The organism is Adlercreutzia rubneri, assembly GCF_009755265.1.
GTDB lineage: Bacteria > Actinomycetota > Coriobacteriia > Coriobacteriales > Eggerthellaceae > Adlercreutzia > Adlercreutzia rubneri.
On the sequence record NZ_WPOO01000013.1, the window covers coordinates 15,614 to 41,173 of the forward strand.

17 protein-coding genes are annotated in these 25,560 nt (G+C 66.5%); 11 read left to right on the forward strand and 6 right to left on the reverse strand.

The features are described 5' to 3' along the window. Positions 1-114: 114 nt before the first annotated feature. Both rpsA and coaE read left to right on the forward strand, forming a co-directional pair. Positions 115-1,335 carry a 30S ribosomal protein S1 gene (gene rpsA / locus GO707_RS08065; RefSeq protein WP_157012735.1) on the forward strand — a complete coding sequence of 407 codons (1,221 nt, stop codon included), beginning with the start codon at positions 115-117 and terminating at the stop codon, positions 1,333-1,335. Positions 1,336-1,476: 141 nt separating this feature from the next. Then, on the forward strand, positions 1,477-2,076 hold the full coding sequence (gene coaE / locus GO707_RS08070; protein ID WP_114539879.1) for a dephospho-CoA kinase: 600 nt from the start codon (positions 1,477-1,479) through the stop codon (positions 2,074-2,076). A 243-nt stretch (positions 2,077-2,319) separates the two neighbouring features. Here coaE and GO707_RS08075 read toward each other — a convergent pair whose 3' ends face one another. Further along, complete coding sequence (locus tag GO707_RS08075) at positions 2,320-3,345, reverse strand: YeiH family protein (protein WP_114539878.1); 1,026 nt, start codon at positions 3,343-3,345, stop codon at positions 2,320-2,322. Between the two features lie 193 nt (positions 3,346-3,538). Here GO707_RS08075 and uvrB point away from each other — a divergent pair, with 193 nt between their 5' ends. Both uvrB and GO707_RS08085 read left to right on the forward strand, forming a co-directional pair. After that, positions 3,539-5,656: an excinuclease ABC subunit UvrB gene (gene uvrB / locus GO707_RS08080; protein ID WP_181869712.1), complete on the forward strand. Its 2,118-nt coding sequence runs from the start codon at positions 3,539-3,541 to the stop codon at positions 5,654-5,656. Between the two features lie 215 nt (positions 5,657-5,871). Further along, a complete protein-coding gene (locus GO707_RS08085; RefSeq protein ID WP_114539876.1) occupies positions 5,872-7,515 on the forward strand; it encodes a polysaccharide deacetylase family protein in 1,644 nt (547 codons plus the stop codon). A 176-nt stretch (positions 7,516-7,691) separates the two neighbouring features. Here GO707_RS08085 and GO707_RS08090 read toward each other — a convergent pair whose 3' ends face one another. Genes GO707_RS08090 through GO707_RS08100 form a run of 3 tightly spaced genes read right to left on the reverse strand, consistent with a single transcriptional unit; the run spans position 7,692 to position 10,057 of the window. Further along, positions 7,692-9,308, reverse strand: a complete 1,617-nt coding sequence (locus GO707_RS08090; protein ID WP_114539875.1) for a DNA repair protein RecN — start codon at positions 9,306-9,308, stop codon at positions 7,692-7,694. A 9-nt stretch (positions 9,309-9,317) separates the two neighbouring features. Beyond that, the gene (locus tag GO707_RS08095) at positions 9,318-9,764 is read right to left on the reverse strand and encodes a PIN domain-containing protein (RefSeq protein WP_022739488.1); all 447 of its coding nucleotides are present in this window, start codon (positions 9,762-9,764) and stop codon (positions 9,318-9,320) included. A gap of 2 nt (positions 9,765-9,766) precedes the next feature. Next, the gene (locus GO707_RS08100; RefSeq protein WP_022739489.1) at positions 9,767-10,057 is read right to left on the reverse strand and encodes a hypothetical protein; all 291 of its coding nucleotides are present in this window, start codon (positions 10,055-10,057) and stop codon (positions 9,767-9,769) included. Positions 10,058-10,310: 253 nt separating this feature from the next. Here GO707_RS08100 and GO707_RS08105 point away from each other — a divergent pair, with 253 nt between their 5' ends. The 5 genes from GO707_RS08105 to acpS all read left to right on the forward strand — a co-directional run bounded on the left by GO707_RS08105 (position 10,311) and on the right by acpS (position 18,280). After that, positions 10,311-11,516 carry a coiled-coil domain-containing protein gene (locus GO707_RS08105; protein ID WP_232325724.1) on the forward strand — a complete coding sequence of 402 codons (1,206 nt, stop codon included), beginning with the start codon at positions 10,311-10,313 and terminating at the stop codon, positions 11,514-11,516. Positions 11,517-12,021: 505 nt separating this feature from the next. Then, positions 12,022-13,083 carry a phenylalanine--tRNA ligase subunit alpha gene (gene pheS / locus GO707_RS08110; protein WP_114539874.1) on the forward strand — a complete coding sequence of 354 codons (1,062 nt, stop codon included), beginning with the start codon at positions 12,022-12,024 and terminating at the stop codon, positions 13,081-13,083. A gap of 8 nt (positions 13,084-13,091) precedes the next feature. Then, on the forward strand, positions 13,092-15,542 hold the full coding sequence (gene pheT, locus GO707_RS08115; RefSeq protein ID WP_114539873.1) for a phenylalanine--tRNA ligase subunit beta: 2,451 nt from the start codon (positions 13,092-13,094) through the stop codon (positions 15,540-15,542). Positions 15,543-15,801: 259 nt separating this feature from the next. Beyond that, positions 15,802-17,649, forward strand: a complete 1,848-nt coding sequence (gene glmS / locus GO707_RS08120) for a glutamine--fructose-6-phosphate transaminase (isomerizing) (protein ID WP_022739495.1) — start codon at positions 15,802-15,804, stop codon at positions 17,647-17,649. Positions 17,650-17,728: 79 nt separating this feature from the next. Then, on the forward strand, positions 17,729-18,280 hold the full coding sequence (acpS, locus tag GO707_RS08125; RefSeq protein ID WP_225885588.1) for a holo-ACP synthase: 552 nt from the start codon (positions 17,729-17,731) through the stop codon (positions 18,278-18,280). A 306-nt stretch (positions 18,281-18,586) separates the two neighbouring features. Here acpS and GO707_RS12755 read toward each other — a convergent pair whose 3' ends face one another. Further along, entirely contained in the window at positions 18,587-21,160 is a 2,574-nt protein-coding gene (locus GO707_RS12755; protein WP_114539872.1) for a hybrid sensor histidine kinase/response regulator, read from the reverse strand. Positions 21,161-21,273: 113 nt separating this feature from the next. Next, positions 21,274-22,269: an ADP-dependent NAD(P)H-hydrate dehydratase gene (locus GO707_RS08135; protein WP_157012736.1), complete on the reverse strand. Its 996-nt coding sequence runs from the start codon at positions 22,267-22,269 to the stop codon at positions 21,274-21,276. Positions 22,270-22,453: 184 nt separating this feature from the next. Here GO707_RS08135 and GO707_RS08140 point away from each other — a divergent pair, with 184 nt between their 5' ends. Together GO707_RS08140 and ligA are read left to right on the forward strand one after the other, a co-directional pair. Then, positions 22,454-22,990 (forward strand): HdeD family acid-resistance protein, encoded by a 537-nt coding sequence (locus GO707_RS08140; RefSeq protein WP_157012737.1) that lies wholly within the window; start codon positions 22,454-22,456, stop codon positions 22,988-22,990. A 157-nt stretch (positions 22,991-23,147) separates the two neighbouring features. After that, complete coding sequence (gene ligA, locus GO707_RS08145; RefSeq protein WP_157012738.1) at positions 23,148-25,259, forward strand: NAD-dependent DNA ligase LigA; 2,112 nt, start codon at positions 23,148-23,150, stop codon at positions 25,257-25,259. The last annotated feature ends 301 nt before the right edge of the window (positions 25,260-25,560 follow it).

A 25,560-nucleotide genomic window follows, 5' to 3' on the forward strand; every position in this document is an offset into this window, starting at 1 on the left:
TTGGCCCCCGAGACATGTTTGTTGCACCGCGATCCTTGCTTCTGCAAGCGAACATGGTACGTATCAACCATCATGACGAAGGGTCCCTGATTTAGTTTTTGAAAGGGGTCCGTTTTGACCGAAATCAAGAACACCTCCGTGATCGACTTCTCCGACATCTCCGATGAGCAGATGAACGAGATGATCGACGGCACGCTGACCGAGTTCGACGAGGGCGATCTCGTCGACGGTACCGTCGTCAAGCTGGAGCACGACGAGGTGCTGGTGGACATCGGCTTCAAGAGCGAGGGCGTCATCCCGGCCCGCGAGCTGTCCATCCGCAAGGATGCCGATCCGTCCGACATCGTGAGCCTGGGCGACAAGATCGAGGCTCTGGTTCTCCAGAAGGAGGACAAGGACGGCCGCCTCATCCTCTCCAAGAAGCGCGCCGAGTACGAGCGTGCCTGGATTTCCGTCGAGGAGAAGTTCAAGGCCGGCGAAGTGGTCACCGGCGAGGTCATCGAGGTGGTCAAGGGCGGTCTTATCCTGGACATCGGCCTGCGCGGCTTCCTTCCGGCCTCTCTCGTGGACCTGCGCCGCGTGAAGGATCTGGACGCCTACCTGGGCACCGAGATCGAGGCCCGCGTCATCGAGATGGACCGCAACCGCAACAACGTCGTGCTGTCTCGCCGCGTTCTCTTGGAGGAGGGCCGCAAGAACGAGCGCGCCGAGATCCTCTCCAAGCTCTCCAAGGGCATGCGCCTCAAGGGCAACGTGTCCTCCATCGTGGACTTCGGCGCCTTCGTGGATCTGGGCGGCATCGACGGCCTGGTGCACATCTCCGAGCTGTCTTGGAACCATGTCAACCATCCCTCCGAGGTCGTCAAGGTGGGCGACGAGGTGGAGGTCGAGGTGCTCGACGTCGATCTGCAGCGCGAGCGCATCTCCCTCGGTCTCAAGCAGACCACGCCCGACCCGTGGATCCAGCTGGTGGAGAACTACCCGGTGGGCACCATCGTCGACGGCAAGGTCACCAAGATCGTGCCCTTCGGCGCCTTCGTCGAGCTGGGCGACTCCATCGAGGGCCTGGTGCACATCTCCGAGATGGCCGGCCGCCACATCGATACCCCGGCGCAGGTCGTGCATGCGGGCGACGATGTGAAGGTGAAGGTCACGGGGATCAACCCGGAGCGCCGCCGCATCTCCCTGTCCATGAAGGCCGCCGCCGAGGAGCTCGGCTTCGAGATCGACGTGGACGAGTCGGTGCAGGCCGAGGAGAAGCCGGCCCGCCGCAAGAAGGACGAGGCTCCGGCCGAGGCCGAGGTCGTCGAGGTGGAGACCGTCGACGCCGAGTAGCCTCTGCGGGTTCGTGCGACTGCGAACGACCAGTGACTTTTCAAAGGCCGCTCTTCGGAGCGGCCTTTCTCGTGTATGATGGTTCCGTTGAATTACTTGGGTATGATCGCGCGAAGGTGCGCGGTTTTGGAGGAGGTTCGCATGAAGAAGCTGTTTCTCATCGGCGGCATGGGCGCCGGCAAGTCCACGGCGCGCAAGGCGCTCACCGACGAGGGCCTGGCTTGGATCGATCTCGATCAGGTGGGGCACGAGGTGCTCATGTGGGACACGGTGAAGGACGATTTGCGCGGAGCGTTCGGCGATGACATCTTCGATGAGAACGGGGAAGTGGTGCGCAGCGCCCTGGCCGCCAAGGCCTTCGCGACGCCGGCCGCCACGCGCAAGCTGAACACCATCACGATGCCCCGCATCGAGGAGCGCTACACCGACCTCATCGACGGCTTCGAGGCCGAGGGCAAGCCTGCCGTGGTGGTGGAGTACTCGGTGTTCCGCAACCGCCAGCAGTCGCTGGCTTACGGGGCCGATGTCGTCATGGCCGTGCTGGCGCCGCTGGAGGTGCGCATCGAGCGCGCCGTGAAGTCGGGCTTTTCCGAGGAGGACGTGCGTGCCCGCATCGCCCGCCAGATCACCGACGCCGATCGCATCGAGGCGTCGGATGTCGTTTTCAACAACGACGGCACCCCCGACGAGCTGCGCAACGAGGTCATCTCCTGGTGGAACGAGTACAAGAAGACGATCTAGTGGGATGTATTCTCAGGTTTTAGCGAAGGCCCTGAGAGCGCTAGTTCTCGGGGCCTTGCTTTGGCTGTATGAAGGTAGCGATGAATTCTCTGGCGCGCTCATCCTTGGCTTGCGCAATTAGGTCTTCTGCGCTTAAGCCTTCTGGCCATGGCTTGGAGAAAGCCGCTCTTTCGGCAATCCTCTGATCTGCTCCCTTGAGTTTATCAAGTTTTCGAGCTATCTGTTCGTCTTCTTCTCTCACGATTACCACAGTCCCAGCAGATGTTGCATCCCCAGGCTGGCACCTGCTATGCAGATCCAGCAGATGAGGCCCATGAGGATGGGCTTGCCGCCGGATTTCACGAGCTTCACGAGGTCGGTGTTCAGGCCAATGGCGGCCATGGCCATGATGATGAAGAACTTGGAAAGCGTCTTCAGCGGCGCGAACACCGCCGCATCGGCGCCGGCGGCCACGGCGATGGTGGTGATGATGCTGGCCACGAGGAAGAACAGGATGAACATCGGGAAGGCGCGCTTCAGCGAGAAGTTGCCGAGGCCGTCGGCGCCCTCCTTGCGGGCCATGACGATGCCGAGCACGAGCGTGATGGGGATGATGGCGAGCGTTCGCGTGAGTTTCACGATGGTGGCGTCGTCCAGGGCGTTCGAGCCGGGGTGCATGCCGTCCCAGGCAGCTGCGGCGGCGGTGACCGACGAGGTGTCGTTCACGGCGGTGCCGGCGAATAGGCCGAAGCCCTCGTTGGACATGCCGAGCATGCCTCCCAGAGTTGGGAAGATGAGCGCCGCCACCACGTTGAACAGAAAGATGACCGAGATGGCCTGGGCCACCTGCTCGTCTTTGGCGCGGATGACCGGGGCCGTGGCGGCGATGGCCGACCCGCCGCAGATGGACGAGCCCACGGCGATGAGCGTGGCGATGGCGGAATCCACGGACAGCACGCGGTAGAGGATATAGCCCACGATGAGCGCCGTGGCGATGGTGGTGAGGATGATAGGCAAGCTCTCGGCGCCTACGGCCGCGATCTGGGCGAGGTTCAGCCCGAAGCCCAGCAGGATGACCGCGTACTGCAGCACCTTCTTCGCCGTGAAGGCGATGCCGTCCTGCACGGTGCCGCGCGCGGGCTGCTTCCACCAAAGGGCGATGACCATGCCGATGAGGATGGCGAACACCGGGCCGCCCACCACGGGCAGCGCCTCGCCGAGAAACCAGCAGGGAAGGGCGATGGCCGCGCACAGGCCGACGCCGGGGGCCACGTTCTTCACGTTCGCCACGATGATCTCCTCACGTCGCGGGATGTCAACAGCGATTGCAGAGTATAGCACTCATGGTTGGACGGATCGTGAACTTTAAGCGAACATCTGTTCATTTCTTGGGGAAGGTGCTAGACTGTTCTCCTTATAGCGAATTACTGTGAGAGGAGGGATGCGCGTGTCCACTCATCTTTCCAATATAGAAGGTATGGAAATGGCGGGGAAGTTGCCGGAGGTGCGGCTGGCGAACACCCCGTTCAAGGTGGTCTCGCCCTTCGAGCCCTCGGGGGACCAGCCCGAGGCCATCGCCACGCTCGCGAAGGGGGTGGAAGAGGGCCTGCGCTACCAGACGCTTCTGGGCGTCACCGGCTCGGGCAAGACCTTCACCATGGCAAAGACCATCGAGGCGGTGCAGAAGCCCACGCTCGTCATGGCGCCGAACAAGACGCTGGCGGCCCAGCTGGCGGCCGAGCTGAAGGAGTTCTTCCCCGACAACGCCGTGGTGTACTTCGTCAGCTACTACGACTACTACCAGCCCGAGGCCTACGTGCCCTCCTCCGACACCTTCATCGAGAAGGACGCCTCCATCAACGAGGAGGTGGAGAAGCTGCGCCATGCGGCCACCTCGGCTCTGCTCTCGCGGCGGGACGTCATCGTGGTGGCGTCGGTGAGCTGCATCTACGGCATCGGCTCGCCGATGGACTACGCCGGCATGGCGGTGTTCGTCGACAAGCAGAAGGAGATGGATCGCGACGAGGTCATCCATGAGCTCATCGACATCCAGTACGACCGCAACGACTACGAGCAGAAGCGCGGCACCTTCCGCGTGCGGGGCGACGCGCTGGACGTGTTCCCGCCCTACGCCGACCATCCCATCCGCATCGAGTTCTGGGGGGACGAGATCGAGTCCATCGACGAGATTGACCAGGTCACGGGCGAGGTGCTGAATAGCTACGAGGCGCTGCCCATCTGGCCCGCGTCCCACTACGTTACGGCGCGGCCGAAGATGGACAAGGCTCTCGGCACGATTCAGGACGAGCTGCGCGAGCGCCTCATGCAGTTCAAGGAAGAGGGGAAGCTCCTGGAGGCCCAGCGCCTGGAGATGCGCGTGAACTACGACTTGGAGATGCTGGAGACCATGGGATTTTGCTCCGGCATCGAGAACTACTCGCGGCATCTGGACGGCCGCGCGCCGGGCGAGCCGCCCTACACCCTCATCGACTACTTCCCGAAGGACTTCCTCTGCATCATCGACGAGTCCCACGTCACGGTGCCGCAGATCCGCGGCATGCACGAGGGCGACCGCTCCCGCAAGATCACCCTGGCCGAGCACGGCTTCCGCCTGCCTAGCTGCCTGGACAACCGCCCTTTGCGCTTCGACGAGTTCGAGGAGCGCATTCCGCAGTTCATCTACGTATCGGCCACGCCGGGCGATTACGAGGAGCGCGTGAGCCAGGCGAAGGTGGACCAGGTCATCCGCCCGACGGGCCTTTTGGATCCGGAGATCGTCGTGCGCACGAGCGCCAGCCAGATCGACGATATCATCGACGAGGCGAAGGAGCGGGCCGCGCGAAACGAGCGCGTGCTCATCACGACGCTCACGAAGAAGATGGCTGAGGATTTGACCGACCATTTGCTGGATCAGGGCGTGAAGGCGCGCTACATGCACTCGGACATCGCCACCCTGGAGCGTACGGAGATCCTGCGCGATCTGCGCCGCGGTGAGTTCGACGTGCTCGTGGGCATCAACCTTCTGCGCGAGGGACTCGACTTGCCCGAGGTGTCGCTCGTGGCCATCCTGGATGCCGACAAGGAGGGCTTTCTGCGCAACCACCGCTCGCTCATCCAGACCATAGGCCGCGCGGCCCGCAATGTGTCCGGCCAGGTCATCATGTACGCCGACCGCATCACCGATTCCATGCGCCGGGCTATCGACGAGACGCGCCGGCGCCGCGACATCCAGATGGCCTACAACGAGGAGCACGGTATCAAGCCGCAGACCATCCGCAAGGCCATCAACGACATCATGGGCTTCATCACCGAAGACGTGGAGGGCACCACTGCCGAGCAGGTGAACAAGGAGCTGGCAGAGCTTTCCCGTGAAGAGGTCCTGCGGCTCATCTCGTCCATGGAGGACGACATGGCCGCCGCGTCCCGCGACATGGACTTCGAGGAGGCGGCCCGTCTGCGCGACCAGGTGGTAAAGCTGAAGAGCACCGTGGAGGACAAGTCCGAGGAAGACGTGCTGAAGGATTTGAAGAAGGGCGCGCGCAAGGGGAGCGCCTACGGCAACCGCAAGCACGCCGCCTATGGATCGTCGCGCGCGAATTAGGGCCCGATGCCCGGGCGCCTCGCCGCTATCGCGGGCGCTTTTCGGCGCGGGGCGCCCCGACGGGTTGACGAGACGCGTTCAATTTTCGTGGAACTCTTGAGGATTGCGAACTTTACGGAAATGTAAGCTGCTCTGCTGTGGACGTTCTGGCGCTTCGTCGTATAATCGCGAGAAAGCTCCTGCACCACCTGAAGTACTTCCAAAGGAATAAAGCGATGCCCGATCAGCCCGCCTCCCACGGTTCGAACAACCCCCGCAACAATCCGCGACAGCACAAGAAGCCCACGCGCCGCCATCCGGGTGCTCCTGCGCCGACTTCGGTTCCCCATGCCCATGGGGCCGCGGCGCCGCAGCCGCAGTCGACGGCCGCCCCGTCGGGGTATCAGGTCCAGCCGGCACCGCAGGCGCCGACTCTCCAGCAGGAGTCGGTTGCGCCCCGCGAGCAGCCGGCCGCTGCCGCCCAGCCGCAGGATCCGCGCCTTCGCGAGGCGCAACCCTATCAGCCGCATGACTATCAGCCGCCCCAGCCCCAGCCCCAGCCGCATCAGGCATCGTCGCCGCACGGCTACGCGGGCTATGCGGCCCAGGTGCCCCCGCGGGTCGTCCCGGCCACCAAGGCCGATGGCCAGGTGGCTCCCTATGCCGACATGGGGCGCTACAAGAAGAAGGGCAAGAAGAAGGCGAGCGTCGTCTCCGTTATCGTCTCCGTGGTCATTCTGGCCGCCATCGGCGTGGGGGTGTACCTGTATTTGAACCCCCTGCAGTTCAACGTGACGGTCAACGGCATGACGCGCACGGTGGATCGGGGCATGACCTTGAACGACATGATCGCCGAGGGCGTGGTCTCTCCGAAGCCGGGAAACCTGCTCGCGGTCGATGGGGAGGTTTTGGAAGAGGGGGGCGGTGCCGCCTTTGCCGGCACGGTCAACGGCAACGAGGTGACCGACGGCGCGACCGAGCTGCACAAGGGCGATGTCGTTCAGCTGGACGACGGCGCCGACGCGACCGAGGACTATGATGTCACCACCGAGGAGACGCCCCCGGGCCAGGTGGAGCTGGGCGAGGGGGCCATCCACGTGTACGTGCCCGGCGAGCCGGCCCAGGTGGAGACGCGCACGGGCAAGGTATCGGGCAAATCCGTGCAGGAGACGGTGAAGGAGGGCTCCGACAACGTCTATCTGAAGTACAACGCGAACACGAACGGCGAGAAGGTCATCGCGCTGACCTTCGACGACGGCCCGTGGCCCACGACGAGCGAGCTGCTCGACGTGCTGAAGGAGAACGACGCCGTGGCGACGTTCTTTACCATTGGTGAGCAGATATCCGATAAGACCGATTACGTGGAGACGATCCAGCGCATGGCGGCCGAGGGGCACCAGATCGGCACCCATTCCTACGACCATGCGGCCACCGGCGGCGGCAATGGCGTGGACATGACGCGCCAGAGCCCGGAAAAGCAGATCGAAGAGGTGCAAATGGGCCAGCAGGCCATCGCGGACGCGACGGGCAGCGAGGCGTCTAAGGTGTTCCGCTCGCCGGGCGGCAACTTCCACGACGAGATCATCTGGAATCTGCAACCCTATATCACGAGCGAGATCGGCTGGAACGTGGACACGGAGGACTGGCGGCGACCGGGCGCCGATGCCATAGCGGAGCGCCTGCTGTCGGTGAAGCCGGGGGATGTCGTGCTCATGCACGACGGCGGCGGCGATCGCAGCCAGACGATCGAGGCGCTCAAGGTCGCCCTGCCGCAGCTTAGGGCCGAGGGCTACAAGTTCGTGACCATCGATCAGCTTCTGGCCTACGACGATGCCAAGGCGCTCGCCCAAGAGCTGGCCTCTCAGCAGTCAGCGGAATAACAGCATTCTCCGAAAAACTTTTCAGACAACCTTTGTAGGGGGCGACCTTGGTCGCCCCTTGTCGCGAGCATGGCCATTGTCGGGAGGGCAGACCAAGGTCTGCCCCTACGGGGGACGGATGGCTGCGAGCATGGCCGTTGCCGGGGGTAGCGGCCGATCTGTGCGGAAGCGCCCGGTTATTGCCTGAGGAGTTCGCGGGCGTGGGCGAGGGAGGTCTCGGTGGCGGTGCCCGATAGCAGGCGCGCCACTTCGGCCACGCGCGCATCGCCCGTGACGGGGGCGAGGATGGTCTCGGGCGCATCGCCGGCGGTCTTCGTCACCGTGTAATGGGCGTCGGCGAGCACGGCCACTTGAGCCAGATGCGTGATGGCGATGACCTGGTGGCTGCCCGCGAGCTCGGCCAGCACGGTGGCGAGCGCATTGGCGGTGCTGCCGCCCACGCCGGCATCCACTTCGTCGAAGACAAGCGTCTCGGTGCCGTCCTTCGCGCCCAAGGCCACCTTGATGGCCAGCATGACGCGGCTGATCTCGCCGCCGGAGGCGATGCGGGCCAAGGGGCGCGGCTGCATGGAGGCGCCGGGCTTGAACTCGAAGACGACGCTCGCGCTGCCCGCGGCGCTCCAGTTTTCGCGGGGCAGCGGCTCCACCGTGCACACCAGCGCCGCCGTTCCCATCTCCAGACGTCCGAGCACCTCGTTGACCGCCGCCGCGAACTGCGGGGCGGCCTCGGCGCGGGCGGCGTCGTAGGCGGCCGCCGCCTGGGCTAGCGCCGCCTCGGCCGCTTCCAGCGCCGCCTCGGCGCGGGCCAGGTTCTCATCGGCGTCGTCGATGAGGCCGACGAGGGCCGCCGCCGCGTCCCAGCGCTCGAAGACGGCTTCCATGGTGGGGCCGAAGGAGCGCATGAGGCCCATGAGCTGCCCCATGCGCTCCTGGGCCGCCGCCAAAGACTCGCCGTCGAAATCGATGGAGTCGCAGTAGCCGGCCATATCCCGGGCGACGTCCTCCACGACGAAGCATGTTTCCCGGAGCGTTGTGGCGAAGGGCGCCAGCGACTCGTCGGCCCGGGAGGCCTCCTCGATGAGCGAGATGGCCGTGTTCAGGGCGTCCAGCGCCCCGCCGTCGCCAGAGAGCGCCTCGGCGGCTCCGTGGGAGTTGCGGGCGAGCACCTCGGCGTGCTCGGCCCGGGCGAGCCAGTCGCGCGTTTCCTCGTACTCGCCGCCCTCGGGGTTCACCGCCTCTATCTGCTGCAGCGTGAAGCGGGCCTCCTCCAGCTGCGCGTTGGAGGCGCTCGCCGTTGCCCTCATCTCTTCCAGGGCCGCCTCGGCGGCGCGGGCATCGGCGAGGGCCTCGCGAAAGGCTGCTCCTACGGTGCTTTCCAGATCGGCCCAACCATCGAGGATGCGGCCGTGCTCTGCCGGCTTCAGCAGCGATTGGTACTCGTGCTGTCCGCAGAGCTCCACCAAAGGCCCCACCGTGCGCGCGAGCTCCGACACGCTGGCCATGGTTCCGTTGATGGTGGCGCGACTGCGCCCGTCGGCGCTGACCTTGCGCACTGCGACGAGCTCATCGGCGGTGGGATCGGAAGGGAACAGGCGCCCCCGCACCTCGGCGTTTTTCGCCCCCTCGCGCACGTAAGAGCTGTCGGCGCGCTCGCCGACGAGCAGCTTCACGGCGCTGACGAGCGCCGTCTTTCCGGCGCCCGTCTCGCCGGTTAGGACGGTGAGACCGGGGGAGGGCGAAAGGGAGGCCTCGCGGATGAGGGCCACGTCCTTCACTTGGATTTCGTCGATCATGGTTCCCCGCTAGAAGTCGATGACGTCGAAGACGATGCCCTGCTCCGCCTCAAGCACGCTGAACAGCTCGTCGGGGGCCACGCGGCGCACGGCCCGGGAGACGGATACCTCGCCGCCGTGGGTGACGATGAAGTCGGCCTGCAGCTTGCGGGCGCAGGATTCGGTGAGGGCCGCGCGATAGGGCAGCCCCTCGTGCTCCAGGGCGAAGCGCACGTCGGGGCCGTCGATCGAGCACACGGACAGAAACGCCATGGCCGAACGCAAAGCCGAGCGGGCGTCGTGGTCGGATAGGGCCTCGGCGAGGGCGGCGCGCACCTCTCCGAAGGCCTCGGCGGAGACCCACAGCTCCGCGGCCCCGGCCAGCTCCATGGCATGGAGCTTCACCCAGGCGGCGGCGGTGCTCTCGCGTTCGCCGATGAAGTCGAGCAGAACGTCGCTATCGATGAGCAGGCGCATGGCTATTCTCCTTCCCTGGTTGCGGGCGCGCCGTCGCGGGCCTCCCAGAACGACGCCGGTACGGGGCGCGTGGCCTGGCGCAAGCGGAAGCGCAGCTCGTTGGCCTGGGCGTCGGTGAGGGTGATGCGAAGGGGAGATTCTCCCCGTTGCGCATCGGGCAGCTCGCCGGTGGCGAGTACGTAATCGTAGGCGGCGTTCACCAGCTCGGTGGGGGACGAGCCGATGGATCGCAGCTTCGCGTTCACCTGGTCGCGGATTTCCAGGGGCACTCGGGCCGTTACCATGGCGTGCATGGCCGCTCCTTTCTCTTGCTTTTGGCGCAGTATAACGGAACACCGAACAAATTGCAATAATAATACGAACAAGTATTTGCATTATGGTCAAAAAGTGTTATGCTCCATGGACAAGGAGTCGACGGCTCGTGTCTTTTTCGGTAAGACGCTTGCCTCGGTCGGTCGATTTGGGGAAGATGGAGCGATGCAGCGCACCGGTCGGCATGTTCGCCCGGGGAAAGCTGCGGCGTAATGGCAGAACGGAAGGGAAACCTTGGCACAGCGAGCGTTCGGAAAAGGAAAAGCGACGAGGGTCTTTCTCGCCCTGTTGCTCGCCTTCTCCCTCGTCGGCATCGGCGCGGTTCCGGCTGCGGCCGATCCTGCCGACGACACTCAGGCTGCCGTGGATGCGGCGCAGGCCACGCTGGACGAGGCCGAATCCCGCATGGCCCAGATCAATAGCGAGTACGAGCAGCTCACCGCCGAGGTGGCCGAGCTGCAGACCAAGATCGACGAGACGGCGGCGGCGGCCATGGAGGCCCAGCAGGCCATGCTCGAGGGGCGCGCGGCTTTGGGCCAGGTGGCCGTGGGCGAGTACCGCGACGGCAGTTCCATGGGGCTTTTGGGCCTCATCCTTGATTCGAAAAACTTCGACGAGCTGCTCCGCAACATGGAGTACGTCACTCAGATCATGTCCTATCAGGCCGACGAGGTGGCCGAGCAGAAGGAGCGCAAGCGCGCCTTCGACGACGTGAGCGACGAGCTGAACGCCCAGAAGAACGAGCAGGAAGAGGCGTTGGCGGCCCAGGAGGCCAAGCGCGCCGAGGCCCAAAGCGTCGTGGAGGATGCCACGGCCCGCTTGGAGGGCGCTCAGGAGGAGCACGCGGCCCGTCTGGCCGAGCTCGCCGCCCAGGCCGAGGCCCTGCGCAAGCAGGAAGAGGAGGCCGCCGCTGCGGCGGCCGCGGCCGTGCAGGAGAGCCCCGACGCCAATACGGGCGATCGCGAGCCGGTGGTCTCCGACGACGAGGGCCCCTCCGATAACGGCGGCTCGTTCGGCGATTCCGGCAACTCGGGCTCATCCGGGAGTTCCGGAAACACGGGAAGCTCCGGCGGCTCCGGCAACGGGGGCGGATCCGGCGGCTCCTCGGAGGAAGGGTGGCTTTCCGGCGTGGCCTCGGCCTACGGCGGCAGCACCGATCCGAATACGCCGAACCCCGGCACCACGTCCACCGGTGCCGTCTGCGACGACAACTCCATGGGCGTGGCGGTGCCCAAGTCGCTGCCGAACTACCGCAGCTACTTCGGGCGCACCGTGGAGATCGTCTACGGCGGCCAGACCGTCTATGCCACGGTGAACGACTGCGGCTCCATGGGCGGCGGTTCCCGCGCCCTCGATCTGCAGCCGGGCGTGTGGAAGGCCTTCGGCTTCTCCAGCTGCCGCGCCTGGGGCCTGCGCACCGTCAAGTACCGTTTCCTGTAGGGCGCCTCGCCGCGCCACTGGAACGCTGCGCTTCTTCGCGGCTCGTCGGAGCCCGCTTCCCGTTTGCTTTCGCGTGCCCGCGGCCCGCTTCCCGTCTGTCGGGAGCGGGAAAGTTCTGCGCTCGCTCCGCCTCGAAGTGCGCTATACTGTGGCGTTACATGCGATGACGAAGACAGCGGACGCGCGTCACGGTCGCCAGAGAAGGGCTTCACCGGCTGAGAGAGCCCGACCCTCTGAGTGCGTCTTATTCCCTTCCGAGCAGCATTCCCGAACGCGAACGCCCACGGGCGAGGCGACCAGTAGGGGTGCCGGGTGCTCCCGTCACAGAGCGCGAACAAGCGGGCGACGCCGCACTGCGATTCCCTTCGGGTCGCTGAAGCGTTGCCAACCGAGGTGGTACCGCGAGAGCCTTCTCCCGTCCTTGGATTCCTGGTAAGCCGCAAGCGGCCCCAGGCGGGACGGAAGAAGGCTCTTTTTTGTTGGCTCGAGAAGAAAGGCGAACCTTATGGCAATCGCAGAGGAGTTGGCGGCGCTGCGCGAGCGCACCTTGGCCGAAATCGCCGCGGCGGACACGTCGGCGGCGCTCGAGGCCGTGCGCGTGGCGGTGCTGGGCAAGTCCGGCACGCTGACCGGGTACTTGAGATCCATGGGCCAGGTGCCCGCTGAAGAGCGCGCGAGCGTGGGCCGTGCCGTGAACGCGGCCCGCGTGGACGTGGAAGAGGCGCTGGCCGCCCGCAAGGCGGCGCTCGATGCCGCCGAGCTTGAGGCGGCCATGGGGGCGGCGGCCGTGGATGTGACGCTGCCCGGCCGCGCCCAGCAGGTGGGTACCCGCCACCTCATCAACGGCATCATCGACGAGGTGTCCGATATCTTCTTGGGCCTCGGCTACAAAGTGGTGGAAGGCGAGGAGATCGAGACCGACTACTACAACTTCACGGCCCTGAACGCTCCGGCTGACCATCCGAGCCGTTCCATGCAGGACACCTTCTACGTGCACGACCTGTCCGGCGACACCTCGCGGGTGCGCGGCGAGTCCGACGTGCTGCTGCGCACCCAGACTTCCGGCGTGCAGGTGCACGTCATGGAGGATTGGGACTTGCCCATCTACATGATCGCCCCGGGCAAGGTGTACCGCCGCGATGTGGCCGATCCGTCGCATCTGCCGCAGTTCCATCAGATCGAGGGACTCGTGGTGGATCGCGGCATCACCTTCGGCGACCTGAAGGGCACCCTCGACTACGTGTGCAAGCAGATCTTCGGGCCCGAGCGCAAGACGCGTTTTCGCGCCCATTACTTCCCGTTCACGGAGCCTTCGGCCGAGGCGGACGTGAGCTGCGGCATCTGCCACGGCGAGGGTTGCCGCATGTGCAAGGGCACCGGCTGGATCGAGATCTTGGGCTGCGGCATGGTGGACCCGAACGTGCTTTCCATGAGCGGCATCGACCCGGAGGAGTACTCGGGGTTCGCCTTCGGCATGGGGGTGGAGCGCATCGCCTGCCTGAAGTACGACGTGCCCGATCTGCGCATGCTGCTTGAAGGCGACATGCGATTCTTGCGGCAGTTCTAGGAGGAAACATGAAAGTATCCTTGAAGTGGCTTTCTGAGTATACGGCGGTGCCGGAGGATTTGAAGGCGTTCTGCGACCGGCTCGATTTGACGGGCACGGGCGTGGAAGGCGTGGAGAAGACCGGCGAGGCCTTCGAGGGCGTTGTGGTGGGACACGTGCTCACCTGCGAGCCGCATCCGGATTCAGACCACATGCACGTGGTGACGGTGGATGTGGGCGCCGAGGAACCCGTGCAGATCGTCTGCGGGGCGCCGAACATCGCGGCGGACATCAAGGTGCCCGTGGCGCTCGTGGGCGCGGTGCTCCCCGGTGATTTCAAGATCAAGAAATCGAAGCTGCGCGGCGTGGTGAGCTGCGGCATGTGCTGCTCGCGCCGCGAGCTGGGGCTGGGACAGGACCACTCCGGCATCTGGGTGCTGCCCGCTGACGCGCCGGTGGGCCAGCCCATGGCGGACTTCATGGGCGCGGGAGATACCGTGCTCGACCTGGAGATCACGCCGAACCGGCCGGACTGCCTGTCTATGGTGGGCATGGCCCGCGAGGTGGGCGCCATGTACCAGCAGCCGGTGACCTGGCCGCTGGCTGCCGATGTGGAGAAGCTGCCCGCCGTCACTGCCGGCGAGGACGTGGCCGGCGCCGTCACCGTTGAGGTGCCCGATGCCGCGCGCTGCCCGCGCTACACCGCTCGCATCATCGACAACGTGAAGGTGGGGCCCTCGCCCGAATGGCTCGCCGAGCGCGTGACCGCCGCCGGGGGCCGTTCCATCAACAACGTCGTGGACGTGACGAACTACATCCTGTACCTCTACGGCCAGCCGTTGCATGCCTTCGACTTTGCGAAAGTGGCCAGCGCCGACGGGTGCGCCCACATCATCGTGCGCGCCGCCGCCGACGGCGAGCATCTGGTCACCCTGGACGGCGAGGACCGCGCGCTCACCGAGGACATGACGGTCATCGCCACCCCCGAGCGCGCCGTGGCGCTCGCCGGCGTCATGGGCGGCGAGAACAGCGAGGTCACCGAAGAGACCACCTGCGTGCTTCTGGAATCCGCCGCCTTCGAGCGCGGCCGCACCTCCCGCACGAGCCGCAATTTGGGGCTCATCTCCGAGGCCTCCATGCGCTACGAGCGCGGCGTGGACGACCATCTGTGCGAAGTGGTGTCGCAAGCCGCGGCGGCGCTTCTGGCCGAGGTGTCCGGGGGCACCGTGCGCCCCGGCGTGGTGGACGTGTACGAGCTTCCCACCGCCCGTCCGGAGCTCATCTTCCGCATCCCGCGCTTTGTGGCCATGATGGGGGCCGACATTCCCGCTGACTTCATCGAGGACATCCTCGTGCGCCTCGGCTGCGCCGTGGAGGCCACCGACGACGCCTCCGTGCTCTCGGTGCTGCCGCCCACCTTCCGCCCCGATCTGGAGCGCGAGATCGACCTGTACGAGGAAGTGCTGCGCCTGTGGGGCATGGACCGCATCCCGCCCACGCTGCCCGGCGGCCGCGAGCGCGTGGGCGCGCGCACGCCGGAGCAGGAGACAGTGCGCGTGATCAACGACACCCTGCGCGCGTCGGGCATGAACGAGACCATGACCTACTCCTTCGCCGAGCCCGGCGACATCGAGCGTCTGCGCCTGCCGGCCGAGGGGCTGGGGCTGGCCGTGGAGCTTCTGAACCCGCTGAACGCGGACATGTCGGTCATGCGCCAGTCCATCGTGCCCGGGCTTCTGCGCTCGGTGGCCTATAACCAGGCCCGCGGTGTGAAGAACATCCAGCTCTACGAGATCGGCACGGTGTTTATGGCCGCCGAGGGCCGCAAGAAGGCCAAGGAGCGCAAGAAGCTCGCCGGCGTTCTGGCCGGCTCCATGCGCGACGGGGCGTGGAACGCTCCGGCGGTGCCCTTCGACTTCTTCGACGCCAAGGGCGTGCTGGAGAATTTGGTCCGCGAGCTGGCGCTGCCCAAAGTGCGCTTCCGGGCGCTTTCCGCCGAGGAGGCCCCGCAGCTGCAGCCGGGCCGCGCCGCCGAGATGATGGCGAACGGCGCGGTCGTCGGCTGGGTGGGGGAGGTTCATCCGCTCGTGGCCGACGCCTTCGGGGCCGAGCCGCCCGTGGTGGCCTTCGAGCTGGACGTGGCGGCGCTCGTGCGCGCGTGCCGCCCGGCCCGCGACTACGTGGACGTGCCCACCTTCCCGGCCGTCACGGTGGATCAGGCCTTCGTGGTGGCCGAGGACGTGCCCCATGAGAAGATGGTTCAGGTGATGACCTCGGCCGGCGGGAAGCTCTTGGAATCCGTGGCGCTGTTCGACGTGTACCGCGATGCGGAGCGCGTGGGCGCCGGCAAGAAGTCCATGGCCTACAGTCTCGTCTACCGAGCGCCCGACCGCACGCTGACCAGCGAGGAAGTGGAGCGCGCCCACGGCAAGCTCGTGTCGAAGGTGGAAAAAGCCACCGGCGCCGAGGTTCGCGGGTAGGCGTCGGGCGAGGGCGGAACCACGCGGTATTCTGATTCGCTCAGGCAGTCCTCGCTCTGCAGGACAGGACATTCAGTCCTGTCCTGTTCGCTGCGGAACTCGCTCGGTCAGAACACCCCGTGTTTCCGCTTGATCCGGCAGCGGTCGAGACGGGCTTTTCGTGGAAGGCGGCCGGGGACGGCGCCCCTTCGGTACAATAGCGAACCGGCAAATGAGTAAGGGCGGCCTCGTGTCGCCCGCTTTCGATAAAGGAGCATCTATGTGCGGAATCGTCGGCTATACCGGTGAGGCGAGCGCCACGCCCATCCTGGTGGAGGGGCTCACCCGCATGGAATACCGCGGCTACGACTCGGCGGGTGTGGCCGTGGAGCAGGACGGCGGCATTCAGGTGATCACCCGCAAGGGCAAGGTGGCCGAGCTTGCGCACACCCTCGGCCACTTCGAAATGACGGGCACCTGCGGCATCGGGCACACCCGTTGGGCCACCCACGGCAAGCCGAGCGAGGCCAACGCGCACCCGCACACCTCGTGCTCCGGCGACATCGCCGTGGTGCACAACGGCATCATCGAGAACTTCGCCGAGCTGCGCGAGGAGCTCGTCGGTCGCGGGCACGTCTTCAAGAGCGAGACGGATACCGAGGTGGTGGCGCACCTCGTGGAGGAGTCCTACCACCGCATGCTCGCCGAAGGCACCGGCGACCTGCGTGCGGCGGTGGCCGAGGCGGCTGCGCGGCTCGTCGGGGCCTACGGTCTGGCCGTCATGGCCGATGCCGAGCCGGGCACGATCATCGCCTGCCGCAAGGATTCCCCCATCGTGGTGGGCTGCGGCGAGACCGGCAGCTACGTGGCCTCCGACATCATTGCGATGATCGACGCCACGCGTGATGTGGTGGTGCTCGCCGACGGGCAGATGGCGCGCCTGCGCCCCGATGGCATCGAGTACTACGACGAGGCCGGCAACCCCATTAAGCCCGACGTCACCCATGTCGATTGGGATCTCGACGTCGCCGAAAAGGGCGGGTATCCCGACTTCATGCTGAAGGAGATTCACGAGCAGCCCCGCGTCATCCGCGATACGCTGGCCGGCCGCCTGGTCGCTGGCTCGCTGGTCATCGACGAGCTGGACATGACGCCGGCCGAGCTCAACCTGGTCGATCGCGTCTACATTATCGCGTGCGGCACCTCCTACCATGCGGGCCTTATCGCCAAGAACCTCATCGAGAGCTGGGCGCGCATCCCCTGCGAGGTGGAGGTCGCCAGCGAGTTCCGCTACCGCAATCCCATCATCACGCCCACGACGCTGGTCGTGGCCGTATCGCAATCGGGCGAGACGGCCGATACGCTGGCGGCCATCCGCGACGCTCGCGTGAAGGGGGCGAAGGTCTTCGGCATCACGAACGTGGTGGGAAGCCCGGTGGCCCGCGAATCCGACGGCGTCATCTACACCAAGGCCAACAAGGAGATCGCCGTGGCCTCCACGAAGAGCTTTTTGGGGCAGGTCGTCTCCCTCACGCTTTTGGCGATGCTGCTCGGTCAGGCGGTGGGCCGGCTGACCGGCCGGCAGATCAAGCTGCTGTTCAGCGAGCTGGCCGATACCGCCGAGCAGGTCGAGCGCATCCTCGCCGACTGCGATCCGGCGGTGGAAGCGGCGGCCGACGCCATGGTGGACGCGACAAGCGCCCTGTTCATCGGCCGGGGCATGGGGGCCGCCACCAGCTACGAGGGTGCCCTTAAGATGAAGGAGATCAGCTACCTGCACGCCGAGGCCTACGCCGCCGGCGAGATGAAGCACGGTCCCATCGCCCTTATCGACGAGGGATTCCCCGTGGTGGCCATCGCGACAAAGAGCCCCGTTTACGACAAGGTGGTGTCGAATTTGCAGGAGTCCCGGGCCCGCGGCGCCTGCATCATCGCCGTGGCCACCGAGGGCGACGAGGAAATCGCCAAGCACGCCAACCACGTCATCTACGTACCGAAGGTGCGCGACGCCTTCTCGCCCATCACGGCCAGCGTGCCCTTGCAGCTGCTCTCGCGCGCCGTGGCCGTCAAACGCGGCTGCGACGTGGACCAGCCCCGCAATCTCGCGAAATCGGTGACGGTCGAATAGCTTCGAATCTCTTTCGGCGCCGCGCTCGACCACGAGGCGGCGCCTTTGCGTATCCCCGATGATCTGAAAGGCAGATGGAGTGGCCCGATCGAAGAAATCCCAAGCCGCCGTCGATGGCGCGCTTGCCATGGACGTGCCCAACGAGGAAGTGGGCCTCGGCGTGGACATCGTGGAAATCGCGCGCATGCGCAAGATCATCGATCGCTCGCCGGCCTTCGTGGAGAAGGTGTACTCCGCCGCCGAGCGGGCTTATTGCGACTCCCACGCTCACCCCGAAGTGCACTACGCCACCCGCTTCGCCGCCAAGGAGGCGGTGCTGAAGGCGCTCGGCACGGGGTTTTCCGAGGGCATCGGCTGGCTCGATGTGGAAGTGCGCCGCACGAGCAAGGGGCGCCCCTACGTGGTGCTCACCGGACGCGCCCGCGAAGTGGCCCGGGAACAGGGCGTGCGGGAGATTCCCCTCTCACTGTCCTACACCCATACCGACGCCGTGGCCTGCGCCATGGCCATCACCGAGGAGTCGGTGGCGGCCACCGAGCGGCGGCGCGACCCCATGGAGGAGCTCACCCGCCAGTTCAAGGACGCCCGCGCCCTGCTGGACGACCTCCCGGGAGCGCTTGCAGCCGGGTAGAATGAGCGATCTTCGAAACCCGCTGTCGATCCACCTTCCTGCGCAACCATCGATATCCCAAAGCAAGCCCTCGGGACAACTTTTCAGCATTTCGTGCAGAGAAAAGTGCGATTGTGCGAGTCTGAAGCGCCTTCGTTGACTCATTTTGCGGAGAAAATCACGATCGTGCGAGTTTTTCTCTTCTCAGAACTCGCGCGATCGTGATTTTCTCGACATTTGCGACGCATTTTATGTTTTGTCCCGAGGTTTGCTGAGTTTTGCGAAGCGAACAGACAAATGCGGCTAACGCGACAGGTCGGTTTTGCCCTATTGCGACAGCTTGGCTACGACGCGTTCCAGGGCGTGGACGTCGATGGGCTTGGCGACATGGGCGTTCATGCCGCAGGCGAGGGCCTGGCGCTCGTCCTCGGCGAAGGCGTTGGCCGTCATGGCGATGATGGGGATGGTGCCGGCGTCGGGGCGATCCATCGCGCGGATGGCCCGGGCGGCGTCGTGGCCGTTCATGACGGGCATCTGCACGTCCATGAAGATCATGTCGAAGGTGCCCGGGGCGCTCATCCCGAACTTCGCCACGGCCTCCTCGCCGTTGGCGGCCACCTCGCAGGTGGCGTCGTGGATGTTCAGGATGGCGGTGATGACCTCCGCGTTCAGGGCGTTGTCCTCCGCCACGAGGACGTGCTTGTGCGCCAGGGCGTTCCCGTCGGCCCCGCTCGCGTCGCCGGCTCGCTTTCCGCCGTCGCCCTCGGTGCCGTCCGACTCGTCGCCGGCCGGCGGGAAGTCCAGATCGACGATGAAGGTGCTGCCCGTCCCCAGCTCGCTTTCCACGGAGATGGTGCCTCCCGTAAGATCGACGAGGTTCTTCGTGATGGCCATGCCGAGGCCCGTTCCCTGAACCTTGTTGGTGAGGCTCGACTCCTCGCGGGTGAACGAATCGAAGATGGTGGCGAGGTAGTCCTTCGACATGCCGATGCCGTCGTCGCGGACGATGATGCGCAGGTGCTGCAGCTCGCCGTGGCGCTTGGCGGAGCCGTCGACGCGGAAGAGGATGTGGCCGCCCTCGGGCGTGTACTTCATGGCGTTGGAGAGCAGGTTCATGAGGATCTGGCGCAGCCGCCCCTCGTCGCCGACGAGCCGGTCGTGCTCGACCTTGTCCACTTCCACGGTGAACACTTGGTTTTTGGCGTCGGTCTGCTGGCGCATCATGGCCTCGACGGACTCCACGGTGCCGGAGAGGGCGAAGGCGCTTGCTTCCAGGGTGGTCTTGCCGGCCTCGATCTTCGACATGTCCAGCACGTCGTTGATGAGCCCCAAAAGATGCTGGCCGGAGGTGGCGATCTTGCGGTTGTAGTCGCGCACATGGGCGGGGTTGTCGGCCTCGCGGTCGATGAGCGTGGAGAAGCCCAGGATGGCGTTCATGGGCGTGCGGATGTCGTGGCTCATGGAGGAGAGGAACGAGCTTTTGGCGCGGTTGGCGTCCTCGGCGGCGGTGGCGGCGCGCTCGAGGCGGGCGCGGATCTCGTGGTCGGCGGTGACGTCGGTGAGCGAGAAGATGGTCTTCTCGCGCTCGGCGAGCATCACGGGCCGCGCCGTCATGCGCAGCCACTGGGAGCGGCCCAGCGCCGGGTTGTCCGCCTCGAATTCCCAGGTGCGCGCCTTATCGCCGGCGCCGGAGTGCACGATGGCGGCCACGTTGGCGTAGGCCTCGTTGGGCGACAGCTCGTTGGGGACGAAGAAGTCACGGGCCGGAATGCCGAGGATGTCCTGGGTGTTCTCGAAGACGGCCTCGATGAGGCGCTCCTTGCGATCGACGATGAAGATGGCGGTGTCGATGTTGGCGCCGATGGCCGAGTACACGCTCTGGATGTACTGCTCGTAGCGGTGCTCGCGGCGGCGCCGGTACACCATGAGGGCCACCATGGCCGCCGCCGCCACGGCCACGGCCACGGCGAGCACGGCCACCATCTGGTTGGTGATGCCGACGATCTGCGTGCCGTCGGATTCCACCACCGAAAGCGGCAGGATGGTCACGAGCGACCAGCCGCTTTTGGCGCTAATGGGGGTGTAGAAGACGAACTGGTCGGCGCCGTCGAGGGTCATGACGAGGCTGCCGGAGGTATCGGAGGCGATGCCGGCGAGCAACGAGGAGACCTGGGACGAGTCGGCGTTGTCGTTGATGAGGGCCGAAAGGCTGCCCTGGACCGCCTCGTCGGCGCCGCGGTTGGCGTCGAGCACGATGGTGCCGGAGGAGTCGACGACGAAGGTGGCGCCGGCGCTGGAATAGGCGGTGCCGTAGGAGTTCTGCAGCTCGTCGGCGGGGTAGGAGACGTAGACGGCGCCGAGGACGTCGCCGGGATCCGCGGGTGTGGCGGTCGTCCCGGGGCCGGCGGTGACGGGGGCGTCGACGATGGGGGCGTAGAAGAGGATGCGGCGTTCGCCGCCGTGGCCGAGATACATTTCCGAGGAACCGGTCTCGCCGGCCATGGCCGGGCCGAACAGCTCGTCTTCCAAGGCCGGATCGTACAGGTCGGTCTCGCTCGAGGAGCACCAGGTGCTGCCGTCCTTGGAACGAATCCAGGCGGCGGCGGCCTCGTGGGTGGAGATGAAGTCCTTCACCTGGTCGCGGGCCTCTTGCGGGGTGACGTCGGCGATGAAGTGAGCGAGGCTTTTCACGGAGTTCTGATCGGAGGCGAGGCATTCGTCCAGGTAGTGGGCGCGGGCCGTGGCCAGCTCCATGACCGAGGTGGTCGTGGTGTTGCGCACGAGGGACTGGATCTGCCCCAGGTAGAACAGGTTCACCGTGATGGCGACGGCGGCGAAGACGGCCACGATGACCAGGCCTGCGGCCATGATCTTGCGGCTGTCGACTTTGACGGCGTGCACGGCCTCCCCTTTCTGCTCTCAATGACACCTCAGTATAAGGCTATAATGCCGCAATTGTGGCGAGATTCGCTATTAACCCCTGTCAATAGGGGGGGCGAGCGTGCCGCCCCGCCTTAGGACTCGATGGCGCGGATGGCGTCGGGAAGGTAGGTGATGAGGTCCTCGGCGGCGACGCAGATGTCGGTGAGGGCGGCCGCGGCGGTCCGGCCCGCCTCGGCGTGCAGGGCGCAGCCGAGGGCCGCGGCGTCGCGGGGGGAAAGTCCCTGGGCGAGCAGGGCGCCGACGATGCCCGCGAGCACGTCGCCCGTGCCGGCCTTGGCGAGCGCGGACGTGCCCCGGTCCATGACCTCCGCGGTGCCGTCGGGCGAGGCGATGAAGGTCACGGGGCCTTTGAGGGCCACGACGGCGCCGTAGGCCTCGGCGAGCGCGCAGGCCAGGGCCGCAGGCGCGGGGTCGGCTTCGGCTAGCGTGGCGCGGCTTGCGGGGGAGAGGGCGCCCGCGGCCTCCGCGAGGGGGCTGCGCGTTCCGCGGGCGGCCGCGTCATCGGCCTCTTCCAGGGCCTCCCGGACGCCTTGGGCCAGCCGCGTCGCCTCGCCGCCGTGGGGCGTGAGCAGTGTCGAGCGCCCGGCGGCGGCCCGCTCGCGGGCCAGGCGCAGGCCGGTGGCGTTGGCGAGAAGCCCGAGGGCGCCCCCGTCGATGAGCAGAGGGGCCTCCCAGCCCCGCACCGTCTCCATGAGAAGCGAGGTGAGGGAGGTTTCCGCCGCGTCGAAGCCGCAGCCGATGACGCAGGCCGTCGGGTGGCCCGGCCGGGGCGCCGGCGCCTTGGCCGGCTTCCACGCTCTCCAGTCGCGCACCACCAAAGACGGCCGCCAGCCGCGCACGGTGATCATCGATTTCCCGGCGCAGAACACCTCGGTGTAGCCGGCCCCGCCACGCTCGCCGGCCGCAGCCGCCAGGCAGGCCGCGCCGGGGTAGGCGGCCGATCCGACCACGAGGCTCAAGTGCCCGCGGGTGTACTTGTTGGCATCGGCGGCCGGATGCGGCAGCAGACAGGCCAGCTCGGCATTGCCCCGGCCGGGGGCCACTTTCAGATCCTCTGCGTCTTCCATCTCTTCCACACCTTCCAAATAATGAGCGAAACCCTCATGAAACGCAGCGCCAACGCAGCGCAATCCTGTCGGAAACGGGACGGCCGTGCGGCGTAATTCTCATGTTCCCGCTTCTAGAATGAATATCGTCACCGTAGCACACTGCGATGGCGGATAGCCAAAGGGTTAAGGAGTTGTGATTATCATGGACATCAAGGTAGGACGCAACTGGGGCCTGTTCGCCGCGGGCATCGCCCTGGTCATCATCGGATTCGTGCTGCTCATGGTGCCGGGGCTCACGCTGGTGAGCATCGCTGTCATTGCCGGCTGCATGTTTCTGGCCGCGGGCATCGTGGATGCCTACGCTTACTTTAAGTACCGCGAGGCCGAGGGGCTGTCCGGCTGGGCGCTCGCCTACGCCGTCTGCGACATTATCTTGGGCGTGCTGTTCATCGTGCATCCCATAGCGTCGGCTGTGGTGATTCCCTGGGTCATGGGCATCTTCGTGGTGGCCTACGGCATCTTCGAGATTGTGGCGGCCGTCCGCTTCCACGATGCGCTTCCCGGCTGGGGCTGGGTGCTGTTCGCCGGCATCGTGTCGCTGTTCTGCGGCATCGCCTTCTTCCTGTGGCCGGGCACCTTCGCGCTGTTCTTGGGCTTCTTCCTCATGGCCCGCGGCGTGCAGATGGCCGTCTACGGCGTGTCGCTGCCCCAGGCGACCATCGTGGCCCACACCCACTAGGAAGTGCGCACGCTCGGGAGGAGTTGCGCTCTGAGGAAGCGACGCCCGCTAGGCGAGGAGTTGGCGGCACTACGGCCGCGCCAGTGATACCATAGGCGCGAAGAGATTCGAGGCCCGGAAACGCTTCCGGGCCTCTTCATGCGGAAAGCGAGGAATCATGGCGGAGCAGGGCAATCTGTTCGAAGGACAGGATCCGGCGGCGCGGGCCGAGGCGCTCAGGCGCGAGATCGAGCACCACAGCTACCAGTACTACGCCCTGGACGCGCCCACCATTTCGGACGCGGCCTTCGACTCGCTCATGCGGGAACTGCGCGAGATAGAGGCGGCGCACCCGGAGCTGGTGACGGCCTCCTCGCCCACCCAGCGGGTCGGCGGCTACGTGGGCGAGCAGTTCGCACCCGTCGTGCACGAGCGGCGCATGTACTCGCTCGACAACGCCATGGACTTGGACGAGCTTGACGAGTGGATGGAACGCACCGCCGAGGCCTGCGGAGGGGCGCTTCCGCCTTTGTGCTGCGAGCTGAAGATCGACGGCAGCTCCATCGCGCTCACCTACGAGGACGGCGTGCTCGTGCGAGCGGCCACCCGCGGCGACGGCACCACCGGCGAGGACGTGACCGTGAACATGCGCACCGTGCGCGACGTGCCCTTGCGCCTGCGCGACGAGGCGCGCGGTGCCATCGCGCCGGGGGTGGAGACGCTGGAGCTGCGCGGCGAGGTGTACATGCCGAAGAAGAGCTTCGAGGCCTTGAACGCCGCCGCCGAGGAGGAGGGCCGCGCCCCCTTCGCGAACCCGCGCAACGCCGCCGCCGGCTCGCTGCGCCAGAAGGACCCGGCCGTGACGAAGATGCGCGACCTCTCTACCTTTATGTACGCCATCGCCGATGACGCCGCCTTGGAGGTGGAGGGCCAGTGGGAGCTTCTGCAGTGGCTGCGGAAGGCCGGCTTCCACGTGAACCCGGACGTGCGGCTGTGCACCACGGCCGAGGAAGTGCGCGGCTTCTGTCGTGAGTGCCTGGATCGGCGCGAGTCGCTGCCCTACGAGATCGACGGCGTGGTGGTGAAGGTGAACGACTTCGCCCGCCAGCGTGCTATGGGGTTCACCGCCCGGGCGCCGCGCTGGGCCATCGCGTTCAAGTTCCCGCCCGAGGAGAAGACGACGCTTCTGCGCGACATCACCGTGCAGGTGGGGCGCACCGGCGCGCTCACGCCGGTGGCGGAGCTTACGCCCGTGGTGGTGGCTGGTTCCACGGTGGCCCGGGCGACGCTGCACAACCTGGATGAGGTACACCGCAAGGACGTGCGCGTGGGCGACACGGTCATCGTGCGGAAGGCGGGCGACGTGATCCCCGAGGTGCTGGGGCCGGTGCTTTCCCTGCGCAGCCCCGAGGCGCGCATCTGGGAGATGCCGAGCGTATGCCCGAGCTGCGGCAGCTCCGTGGTGCGCGACCCGGGCGAGGTGGCGTTCCGCTGCATCTCCATCGACTGCCCGGCCCAGGCGCTGGAGCGGCTTCTGCATTGGGCGAGCCGCGGGGCGCTGGACATCGACGGCATGGGGGAGGAGATCGTCTCGCGGCTCGTGGAGAGCGGGCGCGTGGCGGACGTGGCCGACTACTACTCGCTTTCCGAAGAAGAGCTGGCGAGCTTGGACATGGGCCGCGTGAAGGCCGACGGGGAGCCGGTGCGCCTCGGGCACACGGTGGCGAAGAAGCTCGTGGCGGCCATCGAGGCGTCGAAGGGCCGCTCGTTTGCGCGCGTGCTGTTCGGGCTGGGCATCCGGCACGTGGGTAAGACCACGGCCGAGGCCATTGCGGCGGCCTATCCCTCCATGGACGCGCTCGCGGCGGCCGGGGAGGACGAGCTGGCGGGCGTCTACGGCGTGGGGCCGAAGGTGGCCCACGGGATGTGGCTGTTCTTCCGCACGCCGGACAACGTGTCGGTCATCGAGCGGTTGCGCGCGGCCGGCGTGACCATGGCCGATGAGGCCGTCGCTGTCGGCGAGGAGGTGCCCCAGGTGCTGGCGGGCCTTACCTTCGTGCTGACGGGGATGCTTGCGCACTCGGGCATGACCCGCGACGAGGCCGGGGCGCGCCTGAAGGCCATGGGGGCCAAGGTGTCGGGGTCGGTGTCGAAGAAGACGAGCTTCGTCGTGGCGGGGGAGAACGCGGGCTCGAAGTACGACAAGGCGGTGGCGTTGGACGTGCCCGTGCTGGACGAGGCGCAGCTATTGAACCTGCTGGAGACCGGGGAGGTTCCGCGCGAGGTGTAGGTGCGGGGCTTCCGGGGGCGGAGCCGCGGGGTACTGCTCAGTCGCTCAGACAGTCCTCGATGGTATCGAAGGCGTCGGGCGATCCTCGTCCCACGCCCTTTGCGCCTTCGATACCATCTGCGGAACTCGCTTTGTGAGCAGCACCCCGCGTCTCCGCCGGACCCAACTTCTCTTCTAACTTCCTTTGTCATGAATGGGGAAGGCGTGGAGGGGGCGTGGGGGTTCGGTTTAGTTCTCGCGCACGGGGCGTGAACTGAAGGCGGGCAAGTTGTGGAGGGGGTTGGCGGGCGCGTCTTCCTCC

What these genes read in the sequence shown, in the direction of transcription:
- glmS (WP_022739495.1), top strand. Translation starts at nt 15,802, where the DNA reads ATGTGCGGAATCGTCGGCTATACCGGTGAGGCGAGCGCCACGCCCATC.
- pheS (WP_114539874.1), top strand. Translation starts at nt 12,022, where the DNA reads ATGGCAATCGCAGAGGAGTTGGCGGCGCTGCGCGAGCGCACCTTGGCC.
- pheT (WP_114539873.1), top strand. Translation starts at nt 13,092, where the DNA reads ATGAAAGTATCCTTGAAGTGGCTTTCTGAGTATACGGCGGTGCCGGAG.
- GO707_RS08090 (WP_114539875.1), bottom strand. Translation starts at nt 9,308, where the DNA reads ATGATCGACGAAATCCAAGTGAAGGACGTGGCCCTCATCCGCGAGGCC.
- GO707_RS08085 (WP_114539876.1), top strand. Translation starts at nt 5,872, where the DNA reads ATGCCCGATCAGCCCGCCTCCCACGGTTCGAACAACCCCCGCAACAAT.
- GO707_RS08140 (WP_157012737.1), top strand. Translation starts at nt 22,454, where the DNA reads ATGGACATCAAGGTAGGACGCAACTGGGGCCTGTTCGCCGCGGGCATC.
- GO707_RS08100 (WP_022739489.1), bottom strand. Translation starts at nt 10,057, where the DNA reads ATGCACGCCATGGTAACGGCCCGAGTGCCCCTGGAAATCCGCGACCAG.
- GO707_RS08095 (WP_022739488.1), bottom strand. Translation starts at nt 9,764, where the DNA reads ATGCGCCTGCTCATCGATAGCGACGTTCTGCTCGACTTCATCGGCGAA.
- uvrB (WP_181869712.1), top strand. Translation starts at nt 3,539, where the DNA reads ATGGCGGGGAAGTTGCCGGAGGTGCGGCTGGCGAACACCCCGTTCAAG.
- ligA (WP_157012738.1), top strand. Translation starts at nt 23,148, where the DNA reads ATGGCGGAGCAGGGCAATCTGTTCGAAGGACAGGATCCGGCGGCGCGG.
- GO707_RS08135 (WP_157012736.1), bottom strand. Translation starts at nt 22,269, where the DNA reads ATGGAAGACGCAGAGGATCTGAAAGTGGCCCCCGGCCGGGGCAATGCC.
- coaE (WP_114539879.1), top strand. Translation starts at nt 1,477, where the DNA reads ATGAAGAAGCTGTTTCTCATCGGCGGCATGGGCGCCGGCAAGTCCACG.